Genomic DNA, 17089 nt, shown 5'->3' with positions numbered 1-17089 from the left:
GTGCGCACGTGCCGCACGTCGTCCATCGCGAAGCCGGTTCAACCCGCGCTCAATGCCCGCCGCCCGGCAGCGCGATATCGATCAGCACCGGGTCGTGATCCGACGAACGATACGCGTCCGGCGCGTAGAACGTCTTCTGCTGCTCCGCCGATTTGTAGGCGAGCGTGTACTGCAGCGCGAGCGGCTCGTCCGCGTTGATGTGCCATTCGTGCACGGCCTTCACGTGCGACGCGAGCGGCAGCGTGGCGAGCGCGTGATCGAGATAACCGGCTTCGCCGTTGTACACATAGCTGTACGCATTCGGGCCGATCCAGCGCGCGACGAGGTTGCGATAGCCGCGCGATTCGAGCGTGCGGATCGGGTCTTCGTACGTGTAGCTGTTGAAATCGCCGATCAGCAGCACGCCCTGGCCCGCGACGCCCGTCGGGGTGCCGGCGAGCCAGTCGGCCACCTTCGCCGCCGCGCGCGTGCGCGTCGGGTTCCAGCAACCCTGGCCGTCACCCTGGTCGAGATCGTCGTTCGCGGCGTCCGGGCAGTTCTTCGACTTCAGGTGGTTCACGGCCACCGTCAGCGCCTGCTTGTTGCCGCCGACCAGCCGGAACGACTGCGCGAGCGGCTGGCGGTTCTTGTCGTCGATCGCGAGCGTGGCCGCGCGGCCGACCGGCTCGACCTTGCGGCTGTCGTAGATCATCGCGACCGTGATCGCATCGCCGCCGAGCCGCGACGTGCCCGGATCGACCACGCGCCACTGGCTGCCGAGCTTCGCCGCGAGCTGGCGCACCGCGCTCAGTTCGCCGTAGCCGTTGTTCTGGATTTCCATCAGGCCGATCACGTCGGCGTCGATCGCCTTCAGCGCGCTGACGATCTTCGCTTCCTGGCGCTGGAATTCCTGGAAGTTCTTCGCGCCGCGGTTGTTCGGATCGTCGAAGCCGCCGCCGAGACCGTTGCCGTTGAAGTAGTTGAGAACGTTGAACGACGCGACGCGCAGGTTCGATTTCGGATCGCGCGCGGGCGCGTTGGTGCGCGGGTTCGTGCGGGCTTCGAATGCCGGCACGGCCGCGCCGGGCAGCGGCTGCACGCGCCACGCGCCGTAACGCACTTCGAGCACGCCTTCGACGTCGCGCACCGTGTAGCCCGCACGCAGCGTGTTCGCGGCCGACAGGCCCGGCGCCGGGTACGGCACGGTCGCGGGGTTCTGCTTGTTCGAGCCGTCGTCGAGGATCAGGCGGTTGCGCGCGTTCGCATCGATCTGCGTCTGTGCCTGCGCGGGCGGCACGACGCTCGTCGGCGTGCGCAGGCGACCGTTGCTGAGCATCACGCTGCCGTAACGGCCGAGTTCGTAGTTGTCGGTGACGTTCAGCGTCTGCGGCAAGCGCACCAGCATCCCTTCATACGCGGCGAACGCGTTCGGGCTGTCGACCGGCAGCGTGAGCGTCGCGGGCGTGACGGTCTGGCCGTTCGCGCACACCGCGATCGCGCCCGACTGCGTGAGCTGCGTCTGCCCGTACTTCTCCTCGACCTTGCCCGTCACATGCACGAGGTCGCCGGCCTTCGCGCGCACTTTCGGCGCATAGACGAACAGGCCTTCCGACACGCCCGGCTGGTTGCGGCGCTGCGCGTCGGCCTGCTGGACGAAGAAGCCGCCGAAGCCGTCCGTGCCGCCGAAATCGGCGGTGACGACGGCTTCGATCGACACGTTCTGGCCGGCGAGCGGCGACGGCGCGCCCGGCCCCTGGATATCGGCGATCGGCGTCGTGCTGCCGCCGCAGTTAGGGCTGACGGGCGCGGCGGTGGCGGCGAAAACCGGCGCGGCGAGCGTCGGGAGCAGCAATAGCGGGGTGAAGAGGCGGATTGTCGAGCGCATGACAGGGAATCCCGGTTGTGAGGGTGGCGAAAGCTTAGCGGCGCTCAATGACAGTTTTTGGTAATCGAAAGACAGGCCGATGTAATTGTCGTCATCACGCCGCGATCGCCGTCGTTCGCATGTCCGGGCCTGAAAATGCGGGGGAAATCGTCCGACAAAAAATTCGTCGTGCTTGCGACGACTCCCCCGCGTGCCTTCGCTCTTGGTCCGCCGCGCTAAACCGTCCCCGGCAACGCGCTCGACACCAGCACGGCCGCCACCATCAGCACGCCGCCGAGCACGACCGCCTCGACCCGCAGCACCGCACCGAATTGCCGCAGCGGGCCGGCCGGCATCGCGGCGGCCGGGTCCTTCAGCGCGGCCAACAGCTTCGGCATCCCGAAGAAGCGGTTGTGTCCGCCGAGCGCCGCGGCAATCAGCACCAGCGCGAGCTTCAGCAGCAGGATCTGCCCGTACGTCGACGCGAGCAGGTTGGCGGGCGTATCGACGCCGCGCCAGCCGTTGTATGCGCCGGTTGCGAACAACACGATCAGCGCATATGTCGATGCATCGGACAGCGACTGCACGAACGATGCGCCCGTCGTGCGTTCGCTCTCGGGCAGGCCGGTGAGCCGCGGCATCACGCCGAACGCCGTCACGAGCACGAGCCCGACCCACGCGCTGATCGCCAGCAGATGCAGCCAGTCGATCCACACCGGTACGCTGAACAGCCCTGCGTCGACCGGATGCCCGCCGTTGCTGCGCGCGAGCGCGACACCGGCGAGCGCGGCCCAGATCGCGAACGGAAAGCGCGAATCGTGCGCTCGCCTGACGAACGACAGCAGCACGACGACGAGCATGAATACGGCGCCGGCCAGCCACGCATGACCGAACCCCGTGCCCGCGAGCATCGCGCGGACGGCCGGTCCGGCGTCGAGCATCGATACGTCGCTCATCAGCGCGCAGTGCGCCCAGAACGCGGTGATGCTGGCAAGCAGCGATATGACGGACGCGATGCGCAGCGTCGCGACGAGCCGCCGCCCGATGCCGTGCTGCCACGCCGACGCGCCGCGCGCGAGCCAGTGGCTGCCGAGCAGCGCGCCGACGACGACGGCGAACCCGGCATTCTGGATCGCCACCGACACGAGCCGCAGGAGACCGACGAAGCCGTCGTTCACCCTGTCACCCGGAACGTATAGGCGCCCTTGGTGCGATGCGCATCGGCCGTCATCGCGACCCACTGCACCGTGTACGCGCCCGGCGCGAGCTTCGGCATCGCAATGGTCATCACGCGCGGGTTCGAGGCATCGACCTTCGCCTTTTCCTGCGTGACGGCGTTGCCGTTGGCGTCCGACACCTTCACCGAACTGAACGTCGGTTCGAGGTCTTCGTTGAAGGTGAGCCGCAACGTGTCGGGCGCCGTGTCGACCGTGCTGCCCGTCGCCGGTGCGGCGCTTTCCAGCTTGCCGTGCGCCAAGGCGGCGACCGGCGCGGCCGCGACGATCGTGCCGGCCACGGCGAAGGCGGCCAGCCGCCTGAGAGTCGTGATCTTCATGTTCATGTCTCGTATCACGGCTTCTTCAGCTCGACGACGGTCAGCGCACCGTTCACGTCCTCTGCGACGAAGTCGATCTTGTCGCCCGCCTTCACCTGCGACAGCATCGCCGGGTCCTTCACCTTGAACACCATCGTCATCGCATCCATCCCGAGGTTCTCGAGCGGACCGTGCTTGATCGTCAGCCTGGCCGCAGCCATGTCGACCTTGCGGATTTCGCCGTGCGACATGCTCCGCTTTGCCGCGGCTTCCTGCTTCGCGCCACCGCTCATGTCCATCCCGGCCATGTCGCCCGCCGCGTACGACGCGGCGGAAAACGCCAGCGCCCAACCCGTTGCCATCAAAACCAGTCCCTGCTTCATCATGTCGACTCCCGTGTGAGTGAATGGAAACCGGCGGCCGCATCGGTACGGCCGCCGCATGCTGCTGCTCAACCGTCCGGCAGTTCGCCGGTGTACTCGTACGCGACGGTGCCCTTCGGATGCCTGAACCAGCCCGGATCGCGATAGTCGTTGCGGCCGAGGCCCTGCCGCACCTTGCAGACCGTGAACATGCCGCCCATCTCCAGCGGCCCGAACGGGCCCGTGCCCGTCATCATCGGCAGCGTGTTGTCGGGCAACGGCATCTCCATGCCGCCCATCGCGCCGCCCGTGCTGCCCATCGCCATGTAGTCGGGCACGAGCTTGCCGATGCGCTTCGCGAGATCCTGCTGCGGCACGCCGATCAAATTCGGCACCTGATGCCCCATCGCATTCATCGTGTGATGCGACTTGTGGCAGTGGAACGCCCAGTCGCCCGGGCGATCGGCGGTAAACTCGATCGCGCGCATCTGCCCCACCGCGACATCGGCCGTCACTTCCGGCCAGCGCGCGGCCGGCGGAATCCAGCCGCCGTCGGTGCCCGCGACTTCGAAGCTGTAGCCGTGCAGGTGGATCGGATGATTCGTCATCGTCAGGTTGCCGAAACGAATCCGCACGCGGTCGCCCGCACGCACCGGCAGCGGATCGATGCCCGGGAACACGCGCGAGTTGAAGGTCCACATGTTGAAGTCCGTCATCTCGTTCACGCGCGGCGTGTAGCTGCCCGGATCGATGTCGTACGCGGCGAGCAGGAACACGAAGTCGCGATCGACCGGCATCGTGCCGCGATCCTTCGGGTGCACGATGAACATGCCCATCATCCCCATCGCCATCTGCACCATCTCGTCGGCGTGCGGGTGATACATGAACGTACCGTGCGCCTCGAGCTGGAACTCGTAGACGAAGGTCTTGCCGGGCGGGATATGCGGCTGCGTGAGGCCGCCGACGCCGTCCATCCCGTTCGGCAGCCGCAGCCCGTGCCAGTGGATCGTCGTGTGCTCGGGCAGCCGGTTGGTCACGAAGATGCGCACCTTGTCGCCTTCGACGGCCTCGATCGTCGGGCCGGGCGACTGGCCGTTGTAGCCCCACAGGTTCGCGTTCATGCCGGGCGCCATCTCGCGCACGACGGGCTCGGCCGTCAGGTGGAACTCCTTCCAGCCGTTCTTCATCCGCCACGGCAGCGTCCAGCCGTTCAGCGTCGCGACGGGCGTGTACGGCCGGCCGTTCGGCGGCACGAGCGGCGGCTGCGTGCCGGTTTTCGTCATCGTAGGCGCTTCGGGCAACGACGCGGCGCCGGCCTTGCTGACCATCGCCGCACCGAGCAGCGCGGCGCCCGAGTGGCTGAGAAATTGTCGACGGGACACCATGTCAATGACCTTCAGGATGCGTTTGCGTCGCGGACGCCGGTTGCGCCGCGGGGGTGGAAACCGGCTGCGGCGCAGCGTCGGCGCTGGAAGCGGATTCCGGCCGGGCAGATGGCGTCGCGCGCGGCACGTCGCCCGGCGTCGGCAGCCGGCCCCCGACGGCCATCTGCAGATCGGTTTCGGCGAGCCAGTAGTCCTTCAGCGCATCGATGTAGCCGTTCACCGCGCCGACCTGTTCGCGTGCATCGGCCAGCAGCTCGAACACGCTCGCGAGCATCCCGTTGTAGCGCAGCAGCAGCTCGTCCGAGATCGTCTTGCGCAGCGGCACGACTTCGTCGCGGTAGTGGGTGGCGACGTCGTAGCTCGTCACGTAGGCCGCATACGATTCGCGCACTTCGGAACGCGCGTCGATGGCCGTTTTCGCGAGCCGGTTCGCCGACTGCATGTAGATAGCCTCGGCCCGCGCGACCTTCGCGCCGCCCCAGTCGAACAGCGGAATCTCGACGCTGATCTCGAAGCCGTGCTCGTGACCCTTGCCGGTCTCGTAGTCGTTCACGTAGCCGAGATCCACCGCATTGACGAAGCGCGTGGCCTTGCTCAGGCCGAGCGACGACGCGACACCCTGCGTCTGCAGCTTCGCGGCCTGGATGTCGAGGCGGTTGCGCATCGCGAAACGTTCGAGATCGGGCAGGTCCGGCCGCGCTTTCGGCAGGTCGGGCAGGCGCTCGGGCAACGCGTATCGCGTGCGTTCGCCCCACAGCCCCATCGCGCGCGTGAGCTTCTCGCGCGCGGCCACGGCCTGCTGGCGCGCCTTCGCGTGCTGCGCGACCGCATCGGCGTGGAACGCCTGTTCCCGCGCGTAATCGAGGCGGCTGAAGTTGCCGGCCTGCCGCATGCGCTGCGCCAGTTCGGCGGCCGCACTCGCGGCATCGCGCACCTGCCCTGCATAGTTCGCGGCCTGTTCGGCCGCGACGGCCTCGACATACGCGCGGCGCGCGTCGGCGGCCACCTTCAGCATCGCGTCGGCGGTTTCGAGCTTGGTCTGCTCGAAGCGGCGGCGTTCGATGTTCGTCGCGAGCGGCAGGGTCAGCAGCGCGAACACGTTCGCCGAGAACGTGCGGCCGAGGGTCAGCTCGCCGTCGCCGGCGCGGGTGCGGCTGAACGCGAAACGCGGGTTCGGCAGCCGGCCGGCCTGGACGAGATCGGCCTCCGACAGCCCCAGTTCCGCGTACGACGCCTGCAGGCCGCGGTTGTTCAGCAGCGCGACCTGCACCGCATCGTCGATCGACAGCGGCCTGGCGAGCAGTTCCTTCGTGCGCGTGTCGACGGCTTCACGGTCGGCGTCGGTCCTGACCACGACCGCGTCCTTGCCGATGCGCTCCAACGCGACGGACGACACCGCGTCGAAACCGCCGTCCTTCGAAAACGTCGTGCAGCCGGCGAGGAAGGCCAGCACGGCCGCGGCCGCGCCGATCCTCGGCGAGATCGACAGCATCGTCATCGCGCGGCCTCCTCGTGCATCGAACGGGTAGCGCCGCCAGCCGCATGACCGGTCGTGCGCCCCTTCGCGGGCCGTTCCGTCACGTCGCGGTTCAGCTGTTTCCAGCCCGGGCCTTCGTCGTCCCGATACGGCCGGTAGCCGTCGAATGCGGACGTCACGGTGACGTCCGGCACCGCCGCGGCGGCGTCCGCCGGATCGGGCAGCGGGGTGTGCGCAGGCGCGAGCGACGGCACGATGGCCGCCGCGCCAAGCAGCGCCGCAGTAATCAATCGCATGAATGGGTCTCGTCGTGTGTCGTCCGGCGGACGCGATGCCGCCGCCGGAGCGGATTGCGGAGCACGGCCGGTCTGGGCCACGGGCATGGTCTAGACGAGAAGCCGGCGCGGCGGCCTGTCGATGCCGCCGGTCAGGAACGACACGACCCCGGCCGCGGGCGGCGGCGAGACGATCGCCGCGCGAACGCCGGCCGCGGCGGGGACGGCGGGCGCGCCCGACATGCCGGCGCCGACGCAGCAGGACACGCACGCGGAACACGCCGGCGCATGCCGGGCGTGGCTGTCGGCATCGTGATGGCCGTCCTGCGCGGCCGGCATCGTGTGCGACGCCGCTTCCATCGGCGCTATGGCAACGCGTTCGCACTGCATCGAAACAGTCGCGAACGACTGGATCGGCAGGCTCAGCGCCAGCAGCACGACGAGGAGGAATTTTCGCCAGTACGACATGGATGCGGAATCAGGCAGGCAACGACCGGATGGGCCGGCGCGGCGCCGTGACAGCGCGTGCCGGGGGACAAGACGGCCGCAGCTTAGCGCCGTCGCGGTGACGACGACATGGCCGAAACATGACCGGATTTTCACGAAACGCGGGCGACGCGCCGCAAGCGCTTCATGACCATTCCGTCATCCGGCGGTCATTCTTCGCGCGCGCTCGGCGCCCTATGCTCACGCGTTACACTGACCGGCTGGAATCACGGACAGCCTGCCTCACCATGCGGATACTGATAGTCGAAGACGAACCCAAGATGGCGTCGTACCTCCGGAAAGGGCTGATGGAGGCGAGCTACACGGTCGACATTGCGGAAACCGGCAAGGACGGGCTGTTCCTTGCGCTGCACGAGGATTTCGATCTCGTCGTGCTCGACGTGATGCTGCCGGAAATGGATGGCTTCGAGGTGCTCCGGCGCCTGCGCGCGCAGAAGCAGACGCCGGTGCTGCTGCTCACGGCGCGCGAGGCGATCGAGGACAAGGTCGCCGGGCTCGAGCTGGGTGCCGACGACTACCTGCTCAAGCCGTTCGCGTATGCCGAGTTTCTCGCGCGCATCCGCTCGCTACTGCGACGCGCGCCGCGCAACGTGCGCGACATCCTGCATGTCGCCGATCTCGAAGTCGACCTGATCCGCCGCCGCGTGCGGCGCGCCGACACCCGCATCGACCTGACCGCGCAGGAATTCGCGCTGCTGCAGTTGCTCGCCGAACGCGAAGGCGAAGTGCTGACGCGCACCTTCATCACGTCGCAGATCTGGGACATGAATTTCGACAGCGACACGAACGTCGTCGATGCCGCGATCAAGCGCCTGCGCGCGAAGATCGACAACGCCCATGAGAAGAAGCTGATCCACACGATCCGCGGGATGGGCTACGTGCTCGAGGATCGTTCGTGACGCGCAGCAGCCCGGCCTCGTATTCGCTGCTGCGGCGCCTGACGCTGGCGTTCGCCGTCGTCGCCGCGCTCGTGTTCGCGCTGACCGGCGCGTACCTGTATCGCTCGCTGTCCGCCGAGCTGACGCGGCGCGACGACATCGAGATCTCCGGCAAGCTCAACCAGTTCCTGCAGCTTGCGCACGCGAGCGGTTCGGCTGCCGCGCTGCGCGCCGATCCGGCCGTGTTTCATGAAGTGCTGCTGTCGCATCCGGGCGTCTATCTCGGCATCTACGACGCGCGGAACCGCGCGCTCGTCAAGCATTCCGACGAAGCCGGCCACACGCTGGCGTCGGTGATCGCCGCGCCCCATCCGGCCAGCGCAACCGGCACCCCGTTCACGTGCGCGCCGCCCGGCATCGGCACGTCGCGCTGCGTGTATGCGCGCGCCACGCTGCCGTCCGGCGATGCGATCCAGGTTGCGCTTGCACGCACGGCGACCGATCGCCAGTCGTTGCTCGAAAGCTATCGCGTCGACATCTGGCTCGCGGCGGCCGCGGGCGCGCTGCTGGTCGGCGCGCTCGGTTACGCGGTCGCGTCGCGCGGCCTGCGCCCGGTCGAGAGCCTCGGCCGGCAGACGTCACGCATCGAGGCGCACAACCTGAACGCGCGGCTCGACGCACGTGGCGGCCCGGTCGAGCTGCGTGAACTCGCGACGTCGGTCAACCGGATGCTCGACCGCCTCGAACGCGCGTTCGTGCGGCTCTCCCAGTTCTCGTCGGATCTCGCGCACGACATGCGCACGCCGCTCGCCAACGTGATCAGTTCGTCGCAGGTCACGCTGTCGCGCGCGCGCACGACCGAGGAATACGAAGCGCTGATCGATTCGAACATCGAGGAATGCGAACGGCTGCAGCGGATGATCGAGAACATGCTGTTTCTCGCACGCACCGACAATGCGCGCCAGCACCTGAAGACCACCGAACTTGACGCGGGCGGAGAGTTGCGCCGGCTCGCGTCGTATTTCCAGGCGCTTGCCGATGAAACCGGCGTGCGCATCGACGTGCAAGGCGAATCGACCGTCGTCGCCGATGCGACGCTGTTCCGGCGCGCCGTCAGCAATCTCGCGTCGAACGCGCTCGAACACGCGCAAGCCGGGTCGACGATCGAGCTGGCGGTGTCCACGCAAGGCGGCTATGCGGTCGTCGAAGTCACCAATCGCGGTGCCGCAATTCCGCCCGAACAGGTCGAACGGATCTTCGAGCGCTTCTACCGCATCGATTCGTCACGGCACGGCGCGGCGCGCAACGCGGGCCTCGGGCTCGCGATCGTGAAATCGATCATGGAGCTGCATCGCGGCAAGGTCGAGGTCGCAAGCCGTGACGGGCGCACGACGTTTGCGCTTCATTTTCCGCGCGGCGTCGAAGGGTAAGGCGTTTCCCGCGCGTGTCGAATCGGCGTGACGGCCGGCGCGACACCAGGCGAAGCACGACGACGACGCCCCTTCATTCCCCCGGTTCGCGCCGGATTTTCGCCTGGCGGCGATTGCGGTCGTTCAGTATCTGGTGCCGGCGATGGTCGGTCAGCTTCTTCCAGTCACGCGCCTCGTCGCGCGTGCGCAGGCAGCCGACGCAAAAGCCCGTGCGGCCGTCGAACGCGCACAGCTCGATGCACGGTGATTTCACGGCCACGGTCAGGCCGCCTTCGCAGGCGTCATCACTTCGACGGTCACGTGCGACACGCCGTCGAAACCCTCGATCAGCGCATGGTAGAAACGCGCGTCGCGCACCGTCTCGACGGTCTCGACCGACACGATCGCACTCATGTGGCCCGGCCCGACACGCCACACGTGAAGATCGTTGACCGTGTCGCCCAGCGCCTCGATCGCATCACGTATGCGCGCCGCCAGCTTGCGATCGACGTTGACGTCGAGCAGGATGCCGCCGGTATCGCGCATCAGCCCGTACGACCAGTTCGCGATCACGAGCGCGCCGACAATGCCCGCGACAGGGTCCATCCAGACCCAGCCGAATGCACGTGCGAGCAGCAGGCCAACGATGGCCAGCACCGACACGGCCGCGTCGGCAATCACGTGAACGTAGGCCGACCGGATGTTGTGGTCGCGATGGGCCGCCGTGTGCGAACCGTGATCGTGATGCGCATGAGGGTCATCGTCGTGATCATGGTCGTGGTCGTGCCCATGATGATGACCGTGCCCATGGCCATGCCCGTGGTGATGGCCGCCGCTCAGCAGCCACGCGCTGGCGAGATTCACCGCGAGCCCCAGCACGGCAATCGGAATCGCTTCGCCGAAGTGAATGGGCACGGGCGCCAGCAGACGCGCAACCGCCTCGTAGCCGATCAGGATCGCGATCATCGCGAGCACGATCGCGCTCGTGAACCCGGCCAGATCGCCCAGCTTGCCGGTGCCGAACACGAAGCGCGGATCGTCCGCATGCCTGCGCGCATAGGTATAGGCCAGCGCGGCGATCAGCATCGCGCCCGCGTGCGTCGACATGTGCAACCCGTCGGCGACGAGCGCGAGCGACCCGAACAGCGTGCCGCCGACGATCTCGGCCACCATCATTGCCGAGCACAGGCCGATGACCATCCACGTCCTGCGTTCGTTCTGCTCGTGCGCCGCACCGAGAAAGATATGGTCGTGCCCGGCGCCGAATGCGTCATCCTGGAAAGCGTTCATGTCCTGCCCCGATTACTTGAAATAGCTGTGCACCACGTCAATCAGCTGCTCGGTCGCGCTGCCTTCGTGTGCGTCAGGCTCGTGCGCATCGACCAGATGCTCGCGAATGTGGTCTTCCAGCACGACGGCCAGCAGCCCGTTCATCGCGCCGCGGCAACTCGTGATCAATTGCAGGACCTCGTTGCAGCCGTGCTCCTCCCCGAGCGCGCGCTCGATGGCCTCGACCTGACCCTTGATCCGGCGCACGCGGTTCAGCAGCTTCTGTTTTTCACGAACGGTATGGCTCATCGACGACGGGCTCCTGGATAGGGAGGGGGAGTATATATCCGGAAGGGTTTCCGTATAGGGGAGAGGGGTATATTTTTTTGGGATGAAGGCTTGTCGAAAGGTATCCGCTCGGCCAGATGCGAAGCGTCAAGGCTGTTTCTCGGCGCGGGAAGTCTGGTCGTCGGCGCATCGACGCCGATGGCACCATGAGCACGATGATTACCGGCGAACACACACGGCTCGACGCACGGCGATTTCACGGCCACGATCAGGCCGCCTTCGCAGGCGCCATCACTTCGGCGATCACATCGGAAACATCGTCGAATCGCACGTCACGCGCTGCATCGGCAGTCTCGACCGACACGATCGGGCATACGTGGCTCGTGCCGACGCGTGGCACAGGGACTGCGACGGGTTTCAGCCCCCGGATCAGCGCAGCGAAATCGGAATTCTCGCCGCGACCCAATCTATCGTGGTCGGCGGCATCGAGATCGTCCGCGTGCTGTCGTACGCATCCGATGCGTCGAAGTAGATCAGCTTGCCGTCGTGGATTTCGATCGGATCGTTTCCAGGCCGGCCGCCCCAGAAGACGAAAAACAGCCGGGTAGCAAGTGTCGACCCGTGCTCATCGGCCACCACGATTTTGATCTGTTCGTTTTGGTCAGCAAAGAGGACATTGCCGCGGTGGCCGCTTCCGCAGATGTTGACGATATAGGTTGTGCCATCGACCTGCTTGATGCCGCCGTTCAGTTTCGCGTTGTAGTTGTATCGCTGGCAGTCGGTTTCGTCGGTCGTGATCCCGCGAACGCTGACGAGATAGAAGAATGCCAGGAAGCCCAGCGTGACGATCGCCAGTCCTGCGCGCCTCGTTCTGCTGAAATGGCCGATATTTCTGACAAGCCGGTAGAAGTAGAGCACGAAGATGATCGACGTGATGGCGAAGATCGTGCTCTTCGTATGCTTGAGCGAGAAAAGCACGATCGCATTCCTGACGTCCACTGGCACGAACATCAATGCAATGGCGACAACCAGGCATGTGACGACAACGGTCGAGACCGCTTTGAGAATGACGACGGTCGCCTTCAGCTGGTAATACGGGACTTTTTTGACGTCGGGCATAGCGCTTGAATGACGATTCGCGAGAGAACCGGTCTCAGCGTAATCAAAACCCCGGCATTTCCAACGTCGATAACGAAGACAACTTGTCAGATCGAGCCGAACCTATGTAGGACATAGCGGTACGGGCAGTCTTCCTACGGCACGACTGTTACAGAAGGTTTCGTCGCCACACGGCTCAACATCGCGTCCTCGAGTTCCGCAGCCCCCTCGTCTGCCAATAAGGCGACCGTGTCAGCCTCCACGGGGGCCGGGCGCGTGGAGTGAACAGATTCGCGTCGACGGGCCGCAGTGGTATGTGTCCCGCATCCCGCCACGAACCTCCTCGACGAAATCGCCCCCCGATCACACGAAGATGGTCACCAACCGCCCATCGATACCGCCGCAGATTGTCGGTCCATGCCAGTCGCTCCGGCACGGTTAGTCTGCCGGCCCTCAAAGGGCATTTGCAGCACGTCACCGACGAGATGCGCGTGTACTGCAGCGACGGGTTCTGCCGGGCAGTCAACCTCGTCTTTGACAACGAGCACTTTCGCCTCTTTTGTGACCGCTTCCGTCGGCCCCGCGATCGACACATCACATCGGCCAGGTCATTGCGTGCCCAGTCATTCAGCGTCTCCCCATACCCACCGACCCGACAATACCGTACGAAATGAACGCTTGTCGAAAGCAACCCGCTCGGCTAGACTGCCCTTCGTCTTTGGGGAGTAGCCTGCTTTCCGTCTCCGGAAAGCGAACGCGTCAACACACTCGGCCTGCGGCCGTGGCGCGTTCAGCCTGATCGGCCTGGCGAGACCATCGGCACATCGCGTCGTTCCTGGTCGGACGTCGGCGGATGTGCCATGGTTCGTCAACGTCCGACCACGGAGTCCCCATGTTCCCCACCGCCCTCTCCCCGCGTTTCGCCGCCGTCCGCACGCATGCCTGCGGAGGTGCCGCATGACGTTCATGTTCGTCGAACTGGCGGTCATGCTGATCGTCATCCTCGTCGCCGCCGAGGTCTTCACCAATGCGCTCGAACATCTCGGCGAACGCCTGAAGATTTCCGAAGGCGTCACCGGTTCACTGTTCGCCGCCGTCGGCACCGCGCTGCCCGAAACGATGGTGCCGCTGCTCGCGCTCGCCGGCGGCACGGCAAACCCGGCCGTGAACGAGGAGATCGGTGTCGGCGCGATTCTCGGCGCGCCGCTGATGCTCGCCACGCTCACCACGTTCCTGATGACGCTCGCGGTGATCCGCTCGCGCGGGCCGCGCGGCACGATCGTGCCCGAACGGACGGGTTTCGTGCGCGACCTGAACTACTTTCTCGCCGCGTTCTCGCTGGCCACCGCCGCGATGTTCGTCCCGCATCACAACGGCGGCGTGCGCGCGCTGCTCGCCGCGATGCTGGTCGGGATCTACGTGATGTATGTCGTGATGACGTTCCGTGCGTCGAACCAGCTCGTCGACGCCGGGCATGGCACCGAGGCGCCGCACAAGATGTTCCTGTCGCGCGTGGGCTTGCCGACCAACCTGGCGACCATCGCGCTGCAGCTGCTTATCGGCGTCGCGCTGCTGGTCGGCGGGGCGAAGGGTTTCATTCACGGCGTGGAAGGCGTGTCGCACGTGCTCGGCGTCTCGGCATTGCTGCTGTCGCTGATCATCGTGCCGATCGCGACGGAGTTGCCCGAGAAGGTCAACAGCGTGCTGTGGATCCGCCGCGGGAAGGACACGCTCGCGTTCGGCAACATCACCGGCGCGATGGTGTTCCAGGGCACGCTGCTGCCGGCGATCGGCATCATGCTGACACCGTGGGAGCCGCGCCTCGAAGTGCTGACCGGCGTGATCGTCACGCTCGCGGCGGCCGCATGGCTGCGCATCAATGCGCGCACGCGCGGGCTCGCGATCTGGGCGTTGCTGGCGAACGGCGCGGGTTACGCAGCCTATCTGTTCCTGACACTGGCCCGGTAACCCGGCTCACGCGGCACGGGCACGCTGCCGCGGTGCGATCGATGCACCGCCGCGCCGCGTGCCCGCGAACGGTTCAGATGCGTGTCTGGTTCACACGCTGCGACAGCTGTTCGGCGCTTTCCTTGCGCTCGCTGTACCGGTCCGTCAGGTACGCGCCGACGTCGCGCGTGAGCAGCGTGAACTTGACCAGTTCCTCCATGACGTCGACGACCCGGTCGAAATATGCGGACGGCTTCATCCTGTCGTCGTCGCCGAACTCCATGAACGCCTTCGCGACGGACGACTGGTTCGGAATGGTCAGCATGCGCATCCAGCGCCCGAGCACCCGCATCTGGTTGACCGCGTTGAACGATTGCGATCCGCCGCTGACCTGCATGACCGCCAGCGTCTTGCCCTGCGTCGGCCGTACCGCGCCGACCGACAGCGGAATCCAGTCGATCTGCGCCTTCATCACGCCGGTCATCGCGCCGTGCCGCTCGGGGGAGCACCACACCATGCCCTCCGACCATTGCACGAGCTCGCGCAACTCCGCCACCTTCGGGTGATGCTCGGGTGCATCGTCGGGCAACGGCAATCCGGCCGGATTGAAGATCCTGACATCGGCGCCCATGGCCGTCAGCAGCCGCGCCGCCTCCTCGACCAGCAGCCGGCTGAACGAACGCGCGCGCAACGACCCGTAGAGCAGCACGATGCGTGGCGGATGCGTCGACGGGCGCGCGGGTTGCAGCAGGCTCGCGTCCGGCACGCGAAACAGCGCGGCGTCGAGTTGCGGCAGATCGTTCAGGCGGTCAGACACGCTTGCCCTCCGCATCGATCACGATTTCGCCGTCTTCCTTTGCAAACGGCCCGTTCTGCGGATCGGGCAGGATATCGAGCACCCGTTCGGACGGGCGGCACAGCCGCGTGCCGAGCGGGGTGACGACGATCGGGCGATTGATCAGGAGCGGATGCGCGACCATGAAGCCGATCAGATCGTCGTCGCTCCATTTCGGATTGTCGAGATCGAGCGCGTCATACGGTGTGCCCTTGCGACGCAGCACGTCGCGAACGGGGATGCCCATCGCCGCGATCAGCGCGCGCAACGCCTCTTTCCCGGGCGGCGTGTCGAGGTACAGCACGACGCGCGGTTCGACGCCGCTGTTGCGTATCATCGCCAGCGTGTTGCGCGACGTACCGCAATCGGGGTTGTGATAGATCGTGATGTCGGTCATTTCCGGAATCCTGATTGATTTCACTTGCGCTCGTACCAGCCCTTCGAACGGTTGACGACGCGCACGACGAGCAGCATGACCGGCACCTCGATGAGCACGCCGACGACGGTCGCGAGCGCCGCGCCCGAGTGGAAGCCGAACAGGCTGATGGCTGCCGCCACGGCCAGCTCGAAAAAGTTGGACGCGCCGATCAGCGCCGACGGGCACGCGATGCTGTGTTTCTCGCCGACGATGCGATTGAGCCCATAGGCGAGCGCTGCGTTGAAGAACACCTGGATCAGGATCGGCACCGCGAGCAGCGCGATCACCAGCGGCTGCTTCAGGATCGCCTCGCCCTGGAACGCGAACAGCAGCACCAGCGTGGCCAGCAGCGCGGCGATGGACCAGGGGCCGATCTTCGCCATCGCGCGGTCGAACGCCGCCTGCCCCCTGGCGAGCAACAGCCTGCGCCACGCTTGCGCGAGGATCACCGGGATGACGATGTAGAGCGCGACCGACGTGAGCAGCGTCGCCCATGGCACCGTGATGGCGGACATCCCCAGCAGCAGACCGACGAGCGGCGCGAAAGCGATCACCATGATGCTGTCGTTCAGCGCGACCTGCGACAGCGTGAACAGCGGATCGCCGCCGGTCAGCCGGCTCCACACGAACACCATCGCCGTGCACGGCGCGGCGGCCAGCAGGATCAGGCCGGCGATATAACTGTCGATCTGGTCGGCCGGCAGCATCGGCGCGAACAGCTGCCGGATGAACAGCCAGCCGAGCAAGGCCATCGAGAACGGCTTGACGAGCCAGTTCACGACGAGCGTGACGCCGATCCCCCGCACGTGCTGGCGAACCTCATGCAACGCGCCGAAGTCGACCTTGACGAGCATCGGCACGATCATCACCCAGATCAACAACCCGACGGGGAGGTTGACCTGCGCGTATTCCAGGCGGCCGATGCGCTGAAAGAGCCCCGGCAGTGCCAGGCCCAGCGCGATGCCGAGCACGATGCACAGCGCCACCCAGACGGTCAGGTAGCGTTCGAAAAATCCGATGGCGGGCCTGGCCGCCGCGGCTTGCGACGGGGCCGCGTGCGAGCCGCTCATGTGCGATCCCCGCAACAGGCCGGCGCCGCCGGCACGCCGCACGCAGCGCCGGCGCAGCAGTTTTCGGTCAGGAACCCGATGAGGCCGCTCATCGATTCGAAGTTCGCCGCGTAATAGATGAACCGGCCGTCCTGACGCGCGGTGACCAGCTCCGCATGCGACAAATCCTTCAGATGGAACGACAGGCTCGATGGCGACAGCCCGATCTGCTGGGCGATCGCACCGGCCGGCAGCCCTTGCGGCCCGGCGACGACCAGCGCGCGAAAGATGGCCAGGCGCGCTTCATGAGCAAGCGCGCCCAGGGCGCGCACGACGAGATTGGAGTCCATGGCGCGAAGGATAGCGCCTTCATTTCCATATTTCAAGAATTGTTGAAATAAAGGTGCCGATTCCCTGTCGAACGGCATAACCGGGCTGCCCCCGACCCGCCGCGCATCGTCGAACGCCGCCACGCGAGCCGCATCCGGCCCCGACATGCGCGGCGCCGGTGCAGC

Annotated in this window: 19 protein-coding genes and 1 riboswitch; of the genes, 3 read left to right on the top strand and 16 right to left on the bottom strand. The window is 66.5% G+C overall.

The window, feature by feature from the left end; all coding sequences use genetic code 11:
* Window positions 1–49 precede the first annotated feature (49 nt).
* The 8 genes from AB3K92_RS09705 to AB3K92_RS09670 form a co-directional block, all read right to left on the bottom strand.
* Window positions 50–1864 carry an ExeM/NucH family extracellular endonuclease gene (locus AB3K92_RS09705; RefSeq protein WP_369464914.1) on the bottom strand — a complete coding sequence of 605 codons (1815 nt, stop codon included), beginning with the start codon at window positions 1862–1864 and terminating at the stop codon, window positions 50–52.
* 215 nt (window positions 1865–2079) lie between these two features.
* Window positions 2080–3021 carry a CopD family protein gene (locus tag AB3K92_RS09700; protein WP_369464913.1) on the bottom strand — a complete coding sequence of 314 codons (942 nt, stop codon included), beginning with the start codon at window positions 3019–3021 and terminating at the stop codon, window positions 2080–2082.
* On the bottom strand, window positions 3018–3398 hold the full coding sequence (gene copC, locus AB3K92_RS09695; protein ID WP_369464912.1) for a copper homeostasis periplasmic binding protein CopC: 381 nt from the start codon (window positions 3396–3398) through the stop codon (window positions 3018–3020). Before copC ends, AB3K92_RS09700 begins: the two co-directional genes overlap by 4 nt.
* Before the next feature lie 14 nt (window positions 3399–3412).
* Window positions 3413–3760, bottom strand: a complete 348-nt coding sequence (locus AB3K92_RS09690; protein ID WP_048024600.1) for a copper-binding protein — start codon at window positions 3758–3760, stop codon at window positions 3413–3415.
* Window positions 3761–3828: 68 nt separating this feature from the next.
* Window positions 3829–5124 carry a multicopper oxidase family protein gene (locus AB3K92_RS09685; RefSeq protein WP_059494350.1) on the bottom strand — a complete coding sequence of 432 codons (1296 nt, stop codon included), beginning with the start codon at window positions 5122–5124 and terminating at the stop codon, window positions 3829–3831.
* Window position 5125: 1 nt separating this feature from the next.
* A complete protein-coding gene (locus AB3K92_RS09680) occupies window positions 5126–6622 on the bottom strand; it encodes a TolC family protein (protein WP_369464911.1) in 1497 nt (498 codons plus the stop codon).
* Window positions 6619–6897: a hypothetical protein gene (locus tag AB3K92_RS09675; RefSeq protein WP_175850790.1), complete on the bottom strand. Its 279-nt coding sequence runs from the start codon at window positions 6895–6897 to the stop codon at window positions 6619–6621. Before AB3K92_RS09675 ends, AB3K92_RS09680 begins: the two co-directional genes overlap by 4 nt.
* A 90-nt stretch (window positions 6898–6987) precedes the next feature.
* On the bottom strand, window positions 6988–7344 hold the full coding sequence (locus AB3K92_RS09670; protein WP_059619007.1) for a hypothetical protein: 357 nt from the start codon (window positions 7342–7344) through the stop codon (window positions 6988–6990).
* Window positions 7345–7610: 266 nt separating this feature from the next.
* Here AB3K92_RS09670 and AB3K92_RS09665 point away from each other — a divergent pair, with 266 nt between their 5' ends.
* Complete coding sequence (locus AB3K92_RS09665) at window positions 7611–8282, top strand: heavy metal response regulator transcription factor (RefSeq protein WP_027789830.1); 672 nt, start codon at window positions 7611–7613, stop codon at window positions 8280–8282.
* Complete coding sequence (locus AB3K92_RS09660; RefSeq protein WP_369464910.1) at window positions 8279–9691, top strand: heavy metal sensor histidine kinase; 1413 nt, start codon at window positions 8279–8281, stop codon at window positions 9689–9691. Before AB3K92_RS09665 ends, AB3K92_RS09660 begins: the two co-directional genes overlap by 4 nt.
* 73 nt (window positions 9692–9764) lie before the next feature.
* On the opposite strand, the gene AB3K92_RS09655 is transcribed toward AB3K92_RS09660, so the two are convergent.
* From AB3K92_RS09655 to AB3K92_RS09640, 4 genes are all read right to left on the bottom strand, one after another.
* A complete protein-coding gene (locus tag AB3K92_RS09655; protein WP_021159996.1) occupies window positions 9765–9950 on the bottom strand; it encodes a DUF1289 domain-containing protein in 186 nt (61 codons plus the stop codon).
* Window positions 9951–9952: 2 nt separating this feature from the next.
* A complete protein-coding gene (gene dmeF / locus AB3K92_RS09650; RefSeq protein WP_175925211.1) occupies window positions 9953–10960 on the bottom strand; it encodes a CDF family Co(II)/Ni(II) efflux transporter DmeF in 1008 nt (335 codons plus the stop codon).
* A gap of 12 nt (window positions 10961–10972) precedes the next feature.
* Complete coding sequence (locus AB3K92_RS09645; protein WP_048024557.1) at window positions 10973–11248, bottom strand: metal/formaldehyde-sensitive transcriptional repressor; 276 nt, start codon at window positions 11246–11248, stop codon at window positions 10973–10975.
* A 408-nt stretch (window positions 11249–11656) separates the two neighbouring features.
* A complete protein-coding gene (locus AB3K92_RS09640) occupies window positions 11657–12346 on the bottom strand; it encodes a hypothetical protein (RefSeq protein WP_369464909.1) in 690 nt (229 codons plus the stop codon).
* A gap of 687 nt (window positions 12347–13033) precedes the next feature.
* Window positions 13034–13168, top strand: a riboswitch (yybP-ykoY riboswitch).
* Between the two features lie 114 nt (window positions 13169–13282).
* On the opposite strand from AB3K92_RS09640, the gene AB3K92_RS09635 reads away from it, so the two are divergent.
* Window positions 13283–14293: a sodium:calcium antiporter gene (locus tag AB3K92_RS09635; protein WP_369464908.1), complete on the top strand. Its 1011-nt coding sequence runs from the start codon at window positions 13283–13285 to the stop codon at window positions 14291–14293.
* 73 nt (window positions 14294–14366) lie between these two features.
* On the opposite strand, the gene arsH is transcribed toward AB3K92_RS09635, so the two are convergent.
* Genes arsH through AB3K92_RS09615 form a run of 4 tightly spaced genes read right to left on the bottom strand, consistent with a single transcriptional unit; the run spans window position 14367 to window position 16924 of the window.
* A complete protein-coding gene (gene arsH / locus AB3K92_RS09630; RefSeq protein ID WP_081052748.1) occupies window positions 14367–15104 on the bottom strand; it encodes an arsenical resistance protein ArsH in 738 nt (245 codons plus the stop codon).
* On the bottom strand, window positions 15082–15504 hold the full coding sequence (gene arsC / locus AB3K92_RS09625) for an arsenate reductase (glutaredoxin) (protein WP_042975391.1): 423 nt from the start codon (window positions 15502–15504) through the stop codon (window positions 15082–15084). The genes arsH and arsC overlap by 23 nt, the downstream gene beginning before the upstream one ends.
* 20 nt (window positions 15505–15524) lie before the next feature.
* Window positions 15525–16595: an ACR3 family arsenite efflux transporter gene (gene arsB, locus AB3K92_RS09620; RefSeq protein WP_369464907.1), complete on the bottom strand. Its 1071-nt coding sequence runs from the start codon at window positions 16593–16595 to the stop codon at window positions 15525–15527.
* Window positions 16592–16924 (bottom strand): helix-turn-helix transcriptional regulator, encoded by a 333-nt coding sequence (locus tag AB3K92_RS09615; RefSeq protein WP_042975389.1) that lies wholly within the window; start codon window positions 16922–16924, stop codon window positions 16592–16594. The genes arsB and AB3K92_RS09615 overlap by 4 nt, the downstream gene beginning before the upstream one ends.
* Window positions 16925–17089 lie beyond the last annotated feature (165 nt).

It is taken from the genome of Burkholderia sp. Bmkn7 (genome assembly GCF_041103175.1).
Lineage (GTDB): Bacteria > Pseudomonadota > Gammaproteobacteria > Burkholderiales > Burkholderiaceae > Burkholderia > Burkholderia cepacia.
Note: the sequence above shows the minus strand (reverse complement) of the source record. Positions and strands in the feature narration are given on the sequence as shown.

Coding starts and splice junctions, on each gene's coding strand:
- AB3K92_RS09680 (WP_369464911.1), bottom strand. CDS start 6,622: ATGACGATGCTGTCGATCTCGCCGAGGATCGGCGCGGCCGCGGCCGTG.
- arsB (WP_369464907.1), bottom strand. CDS start 16,595: ATGAGCGGCTCGCACGCGGCCCCGTCGCAAGCCGCGGCGGCCAGGCCC.
- AB3K92_RS09675 (WP_175850790.1), bottom strand. CDS start 6,897: ATGCGATTGATTACTGCGGCGCTGCTTGGCGCGGCGGCCATCGTGCCG.
- AB3K92_RS09705 (WP_369464914.1), bottom strand. CDS start 1,864: ATGCGCTCGACAATCCGCCTCTTCACCCCGCTATTGCTGCTCCCGACG.
- AB3K92_RS09685 (WP_059494350.1), bottom strand. CDS start 5,124: ATGGTGTCCCGTCGACAATTTCTCAGCCACTCGGGCGCCGCGCTGCTC.
- AB3K92_RS09645 (WP_048024557.1), bottom strand. CDS start 11,248: ATGAGCCATACCGTTCGTGAAAAACAGAAGCTGCTGAACCGCGTGCGC.
- AB3K92_RS09635 (WP_369464908.1), top strand. CDS start 13,283: ATGACGTTCATGTTCGTCGAACTGGCGGTCATGCTGATCGTCATCCTC.
- AB3K92_RS09615 (WP_042975389.1), bottom strand. CDS start 16,924: ATGGACTCCAATCTCGTCGTGCGCGCCCTGGGCGCGCTTGCTCATGAA.
- AB3K92_RS09640 (WP_369464909.1), bottom strand. CDS start 12,346: ATGCCCGACGTCAAAAAAGTCCCGTATTACCAGCTGAAGGCGACCGTC.
- AB3K92_RS09690 (WP_048024600.1), bottom strand. CDS start 3,760: ATGAAGCAGGGACTGGTTTTGATGGCAACGGGTTGGGCGCTGGCGTTT.
- AB3K92_RS09665 (WP_027789830.1), top strand. CDS start 7,611: ATGCGGATACTGATAGTCGAAGACGAACCCAAGATGGCGTCGTACCTC.
- copC (WP_369464912.1), bottom strand. CDS start 3,398: ATGAAGATCACGACTCTCAGGCGGCTGGCCGCCTTCGCCGTGGCCGGC.
- arsC (WP_042975391.1), bottom strand. CDS start 15,504: ATGACCGACATCACGATCTATCACAACCCCGATTGCGGTACGTCGCGC.
- AB3K92_RS09670 (WP_059619007.1), bottom strand. CDS start 7,344: ATGTCGTACTGGCGAAAATTCCTCCTCGTCGTGCTGCTGGCGCTGAGC.
- arsH (WP_081052748.1), bottom strand. CDS start 15,104: ATGCGGAGGGCAAGCGTGTCTGACCGCCTGAACGATCTGCCGCAACTC.
- dmeF (WP_175925211.1), bottom strand. CDS start 10,960: ATGAACGCTTTCCAGGATGACGCATTCGGCGCCGGGCACGACCATATC.